This window comes from Clostridium sp. C8 (assembly GCF_001010885.1).
GTDB classification, from domain to species: Bacteria; Bacillota; Clostridia; order Clostridiales; family Clostridiaceae; genus Clostridium; species Clostridium sartagoforme.
In genome coordinates, this window is record NZ_LBMX01000078.1 from 1 (window position 1) to 6,333 (window position 6,333).

Genomic DNA, 6,333 nt, shown 5'->3' on the forward strand with positions numbered 1-6,333 from the left:
AACTGTAAACTGTGCCTTGTGAACTGTGAACTGAAAAATGCTTCGCAATTTAAAACAAAGGTGCAATTAATAAAATAACTTTATCAATCACACCTAAAATTTTAATTTAATATATTGGACTATTAGTAATACTACTATCATTATCTCTTGGTGCGTAAATATTTACTTTACCAAAAGTTTCAGTATTAATAGTATAAACATTACTTTGAGGATTTCCTAAAATCTCATATGATAATCCTCCATATCTTGATGGTGCTAAAAAACCAACTTCATTTCCTATTATAGGACGTTTACTTAATGGATATACTCTCCAACTAGTTACATTACTATTCAAGTTTAAATATCTTTTTGATGTTGAAGAATTCCCTGAAGTACTCCCAGAGGAAGATCCAGAAGAAACTTCACCATATAAAGCTGTATCACTTATACTACTATCATTATCTCTTGGCGCATATATATTTACTCTTCCAAAAGATACAGTTTCTATTGTATAAACGTTACTTTGTGGGTTTCCTAATATCTTATAAGATAATCCTCCATATCTTGCTGGTGCTAAAGTTCCTACTTCGTTGCCTATTATAGGTGCCTTATTTAAAGGATATACTCTCCAACTGCTTACTGATTTATTTAAATTTAAATATCTATCACCATTTTGTGAAGGAGTTGATGGATTTACAGGTTCACTTGGAGTACTTGGGGAAGATGTGTCTTTTCCAACTAGCCCCTTTACTATTGCTGTTGCTATTTTTTCCGGATCATATATACTCATATCACTAGAATCAATAAAACAGCATTCTACTAGCATCGATTTAATTCTTATTCCTCCAACCAAGGCTAACTCACTTCCGTCTTTAACTCCCCTATTTATATATCCTATAGCATTCATTTCCTTTAAAATATTAGATGCTTCACTAAGAATAGAACCATTTTTAGTATAAATCTCGGTTCCTCGTCCTCCACCTGCATTTAAATGAATTGATATTGAAATATCTGCACCTGCTGAATTAGCAGATGAAACTCTAATTCTTAAGCTTTCAGATACACTAGATGCATAATCTGGTGATACAACTATAATATTATGACCTAAATTTTCTAATTTTGTTTTTATTCTTTTGCCTATTTCTCTTGTACAAACTTCTTCTCTATATCCATTTCCTACTGCTCCAGTATCAGCCCCCGACAAACAGTGTCCATAATCAAGCACTATTTTCATATTAATCACCTCAATATAAAATATGCATTAATTATGTTATCTGACATTAAAAACACACAAATTTCTCTATGTATTAGTTAATATCTTTCTTATTTCTCCTATCATATAAAGAGAACCAGCTGCAACTATTAAATCATCTTTATTAGCTTTACTTAATGATAGTTTTATTGCCTTGTCATAATCATCAAAAGCAATACAATTATTCTTATACTTCAATACTACTTCCTTTAGTTCATTTGCACTAGCTGCTCTTATTGAATTAGGCGTCACAGTATAAACTTCAGTGGCTAAAGGTGCTATTACTTTTACCATTTCTTCAACATTTTTATCATTTAAAATTCCAAGTATTAAGTATAATTTTTGATATTTAAAATATTCCTCTATATTTCTTTTAAGAAATTCTATTCCTGCGATATTATGAGCTCCATCAATTACTATATATGGATTTTTCTTTAATACTTCAAGTCTTCCTTTCCATTTAATACTTTTTACACCTTTATATAATTTATTAATTTCAATATTTATATAATTTAACCTTTGAAGCTCTTCTAGTGCTTTAATTACTAAAGATAAATTAATTATTTGATGTTTACCAAGCAAAGATAAATCTAAAGTATATTTATTATTATTAAAATTAATTGATACTCTCTGATAAGGAATATCATCATTCACTATTTCTAATAGATTAAAATTATTTGAATCTACAATAGTTAATTTAGAATTTGTTAATAATGCTTTACTTTTTATAATATTAATAACCTTATCTTTTTGCTTGCAAGTTATAACTGGAATATTTTCTTTTATTATCCCTACCTTTTCACTAGTTATTTCTTCTACTGTGTTTCCTAAAATATTTGTGTGATCTAAGCTTATAGAAGTTATTATTGATAAAATTGGTGTAATTACATTTGTTGAATCTAGCCTTCCTCCTAGACCTACTTCTATTACTCCAAAATCAACTTTTTGTCTATATAAATATAAAAACATAACACAAGTTAATACTTCAAATTCAGTTGGATGCTTGTATCCTTCTTCTACTATTTTATTAACATATGGCTTTATTTCCTCTAATAAATTTACTAACTCCTCTTCAGCTATATTATCATCATTTATTCTTATTGTTTCTTCTATTTCTTCTAAATGTGGTGAATTAAAAAATCCTACTTTATAACCATGTTCTATTAAAACTTTACCTAATATAGAAGATGTTGATCCCTTTCCATTTGTTCCAGCTATATGTATAAGCTTTAGTTTTTTCTGTGGATTTCCGAGCAACTCTAATAATCTCTCTGTACGTTCTAATCCATAATTTGATCCTAAAACCCTTAGCTCCTCTAAATATTTTAATGCCTTTAAATCTTTCATATCTATTTCATTCCTTTAACACTTTTTCTTATATGCTCTAAAAATAATTCCATAGTGTTATTTACACCTAAATAACTTAACATTCTACTTCCAACTGCATCTTCAAATTCATTAAATAATATTTCACCATTTTCTAAAAGTAAGAAATCAATTCCACCAAAATCTATGTCTATATTACTTAGTATTTTATCTATTATCTCTTTTTGCAAATATGAATATTTATATAATTCAACATTGCCACCCCTTGAAAAATTAGATAAGATTTCATCTTCTTTAGGAAGCCTAATTACTGAATTAACTATATTATTATTTATTATATAAAACCTTATATCTCCAACATAATCTCCAATAAACCCTTGATAAACATTTTTATTAAAATCTAGAGATTTAAAATCCTTTAATATATTAACTCCTATTCCACCATGTCCATTTTTAGGTTTTTCTATTATCTTTTTATTACTATTTAACTCTTCAATGCTTCTATAAACCTTTGGATATTTAATATCTAAAGTTTCCATAAAATTATATGCTTCTAACTTATCATTTCCAAGCCTGCAAAAATTAAATTTATTAAAAACTCTTAGTCCTACTAATTCTAAATTATAAGTTATTCTAAAATCTCTAGACCTATTTATAACAAATTTAAATTTTGAATCTAAAACTCTATAATTTATATCTTTTGCTAATATCAATTCTAAATCCAAATTATATTTTATTCCATCTTCTATTAACCAATTTATATAACTTTTATTTTTTTCTACATCTACTTCATCATAAATAACTAAACCTTTTATCATAAACATTCCTCTAATATATATTTTAGTATTTCGCCTCCAAAGCTTTTTCCCCAAAGCTCTTCAAAACTTAAGAAATTTAAATTTGAGTTTACTTCACATAATATAGGTTTATTATTTTCTCCAAATAATAAATCTACCCCCGAAAAATCTAATCCTAATACCTTATGCGCCTTAAGTGCAAGTTCTTCTTGTTCTATTGTTAAGTTTATTAATTTACCTTTTCCACCTTGAGATATATTAGCCCTAAAGTCTTTATCAGATTCTCTAAGCATAGCCCCTATCACTTTATCTCCTATGATATTTACTCTTATATCTTTTCCATAACTACTTTTTATATTTTCTTGCATAATAAAATCTATATTTCTTTTATTTAAATCCATAACCTTTTTAATAAAATCTTCTTTATTTTTTATTGAATATACCTGCATTCCAAAGGAACCCTTTGATTCTTTTATTATTACATCTTTTCCAAGTTCATCAAAACATTTTACTAAATAACCTTCACTATTTAATAAGTAATCAAATATCATTGGTGATAAAATTGTTCTCGGCATTTGTATATTGCTATTAGAAAGCTCTAAATGCATTAATCCCTTATGATCACAGTATTCAATAGCTTTACTTGAATTGAAGACTTTAAATCCCATCTTTTCTAAATGCCTTGCTAATAATACATCTTTGTCCCAAAATATAATAAATTTTGGGCTTTCAAGATCTTTTAAATATAAAAGCTCAGCTTTCCCTTCATTATTATATGTAGGAATTATTTCCGTATTTTTTACCTTCTTTAATTCTATATCCAGTTTCTCTCCTTCAATTATTAAAGAATCTACAAGCTTATTTATTTTAGGAATATTTAATGTTCCATTATAAATTATCCATCCTGTCATAAGTTATCCACTCTTTCTATGCTTAATATTTATTTAATGCTTTCGCCTTTTTTCCATAACTTCTTACCTAAAAAGTACCCAATTATAATAAGTAAAATATTTATTATAATTGTAATAATTATTAAAAATCTATTTACTATATTTATTTTATTTATCATTACTATTGGTATAAATATTAAATAAAATAATACTAATAAACTTACAATTAAATTTCTTATAAAGCTCTTTTCACCTAATGATTTAAATGGCTGCCACCATATATTAAAATCTTTCATTTTTATATCTCCTATTTTTTAATAATGATAAATAATTCAACTATTAATTACCCTACTTTTATCACTTTTAATTTTTTTTGTCAATATTACTTCTTAGTTTATTGCTTTTTATTAATTGAATTTTATATTAATGTGTTTTAAAATAATAAATATAAAACCTAAAGAAGGAGCCTATTATGAACGATTTAAATGAAATTTTTAAATTGAATTTAGATGAAGTATCTATTTATGAAATAAATGAAGAACATCTAATAGAATTGAAGAATCATGATTATTATATGAAAAATAATTTTTATTTTTGGCTTATAAATAAAATATATTCACTTGAAGATAGTAATAATTGTGATGAGTTAGCTTATACACATTATTTAATGTCTTATTACATATTTGTAGTTTTAACGCCTTTAAACTATGAATCCTTAGCTTTTACTCATATAAAAAAGTGCTTAAACTATTCAAATAATATTAAATATAAAGAATGGTTACTTATATTTTCTACCCTGCAAAATAGCTTTTTAAAGCCTTATGAAGCTATAAAAAAATCAGAAGAGGTACTTAAGGAAAATCCAGATAGCAGCATTGCAAATACTATTTTGCAATTATTTTAAAACTTCTCTTAAGTTAAAAACACCGATTTTATCTTCTTTATAAAATCAGTGTTTTTATTTTTAAATATTTTTTCGTAAAATCTTATTCATAACTTTTCCCTTTGCTAACTCGTCAATTAGCTTATCTAAATATCTAATTTCCTTCATAATTGGATCTTCGATTTCTTCCAATTTAACACCACAAATGCTGCCTTTAATTAAAGCTCTATCTGGATTTAGCTCTGGCACATCTGTAAAAAAGGTTTCAAAGTCTATATTATTTTCTATCTTTTCTTCTAAAGCTTCTTGACTATATGATGTTAACCAACGAATAATTTCATCAACCTCTTCTTTTGTACGTCCTTTTTTCTCCGCCTTTTCAATATAAAGTGGATAAACACTTGCAAAAATCATTTTACGAACATCTCGTCTTGCCATACTACTTCCTCCATTGTATAATTCTCTTTATTCTATCATCAACAATTTCTTTTTCTTCTCAATTTTTTGCTTAATCAAATTATCATGATGATTTATCTCCTTTAGTTTATCTCAAATATTTTATTATAATCAAAATTTTTTTCTTTTAAAAATAGCTATTACTTCCCTTGTTGTTCCTTGTCCTTGGCTCGTAGCAACACAAGATACTAATTCCCAACCTTCTTCACCAAAATTGTTAAGTTGATGATTGAATTCTTCAATCTCCAATATACCACCCATAAAGCCTTTTGTTTCAAACTTAATGCTTCTATACTCCCATTTTTCCAATTCAACCACTCCTTTATAATAAATACTTAGCTTTCATTTAACCACTACATAATAAAAATTTTCAAATAAATTATAGGTAATATATACCATAATTGTAGCATTAATAATAAAAGATGTACAATAAAAAACTCCCATATAAACTTGACCCTGTCAAGTAGACAATAGAAAAAAGACTCTTTATGCGGCATGAGACTTATATTGAATAGGACTCATGCCGTATTTTAGTAGTGTAAATGTCAACCTCAAAATGTTGAAAAGTTCCAACATGAAAATGCATAATTATTTGATAGTTATTTGTTTTCTTGTTGGATCATTTCATATACATCTTTTGTTCTATAAGATGGCCCAACTATTTTAATAATATGAGCATGATGTAGAAGCCTATCAAGTATAGCATTCGCTAGCGTAGCATCTGAAAAAACATCTCCCCATTTACTAAAA

The 6,333-nt window shown here is 26.4% G+C and carries 9 protein-coding genes; 1 reads left to right on the forward strand and 8 read right to left on the reverse strand.

From position 1 onward, the window contains the following. Nucleotides 1-106: 106 nt before the first annotated feature. The 5 genes from AAT22_RS11320 to AAT22_RS11340 all read right to left on the reverse strand — a co-directional run bounded on the left by AAT22_RS11320 (nt 107) and on the right by AAT22_RS11340 (nt 4,540). The gene (locus AAT22_RS11320) at nt 107-1,213 is read right to left on the reverse strand and encodes an N-acetylmuramoyl-L-alanine amidase (RefSeq protein ID WP_047001313.1); all 1,107 of its coding nucleotides are present in this window, start codon (nt 1,211-1,213) and stop codon (nt 107-109) included. A 66-nt stretch (nt 1,214-1,279) separates the two neighbouring features. After that, a complete protein-coding gene (locus tag AAT22_RS11325) occupies nt 1,280-2,578 on the reverse strand; it encodes a folylpolyglutamate synthase/dihydrofolate synthase family protein (protein ID WP_047001314.1) in 1,299 nt (432 codons plus the stop codon). A 2-nt stretch (nt 2,579-2,580) separates the two neighbouring features. Further along, entirely contained in the window at nt 2,581-3,375 is a 795-nt protein-coding gene (locus AAT22_RS11330) for an ATP-grasp domain-containing protein (protein ID WP_047001315.1), read from the reverse strand. Beyond that, nucleotides 3,372-4,265, reverse strand: a complete 894-nt coding sequence (locus AAT22_RS11335) for a RimK family alpha-L-glutamate ligase (protein ID WP_016206742.1) — start codon at nt 4,263-4,265, stop codon at nt 3,372-3,374. Before AAT22_RS11335 ends, AAT22_RS11330 begins: the two co-directional genes overlap by 4 nt. 29 nt (nt 4,266-4,294) lie before the next feature. After that, nucleotides 4,295-4,540: a hypothetical protein gene (locus tag AAT22_RS11340; protein ID WP_047001316.1), complete on the reverse strand. Its 246-nt coding sequence runs from the start codon at nt 4,538-4,540 to the stop codon at nt 4,295-4,297. Between the two features lie 176 nt (nt 4,541-4,716). On the opposite strand from AAT22_RS11340, the gene AAT22_RS11345 reads away from it, so the two are divergent. Continuing rightward, nucleotides 4,717-5,148 (forward strand): hypothetical protein, encoded by a 432-nt coding sequence (locus AAT22_RS11345; RefSeq protein ID WP_016206740.1) that lies wholly within the window; start codon nt 4,717-4,719, stop codon nt 5,146-5,148. 60 nt (nt 5,149-5,208) lie between these two features. On the opposite strand, the gene AAT22_RS11350 is transcribed toward AAT22_RS11345, so the two are convergent. The 3 genes from AAT22_RS11350 to AAT22_RS11360 all read right to left on the reverse strand — a co-directional run. Continuing rightward, entirely contained in the window at nt 5,209-5,565 is a 357-nt protein-coding gene (locus AAT22_RS11350) for a DUF2200 domain-containing protein (protein WP_047001317.1), read from the reverse strand. 129 nt (nt 5,566-5,694) lie between these two features. Then, complete coding sequence (locus tag AAT22_RS11355; RefSeq protein ID WP_016206738.1) at nt 5,695-5,892, reverse strand: DUF4177 domain-containing protein; 198 nt, start codon at nt 5,890-5,892, stop codon at nt 5,695-5,697. 290 nt (nt 5,893-6,182) lie between these two features. Continuing rightward, on the reverse strand, nt 6,183-6,333 hold a 151-nt coding region (locus tag AAT22_RS11360; RefSeq protein ID WP_047001318.1), incomplete at its 5' end, for an ATP-binding protein.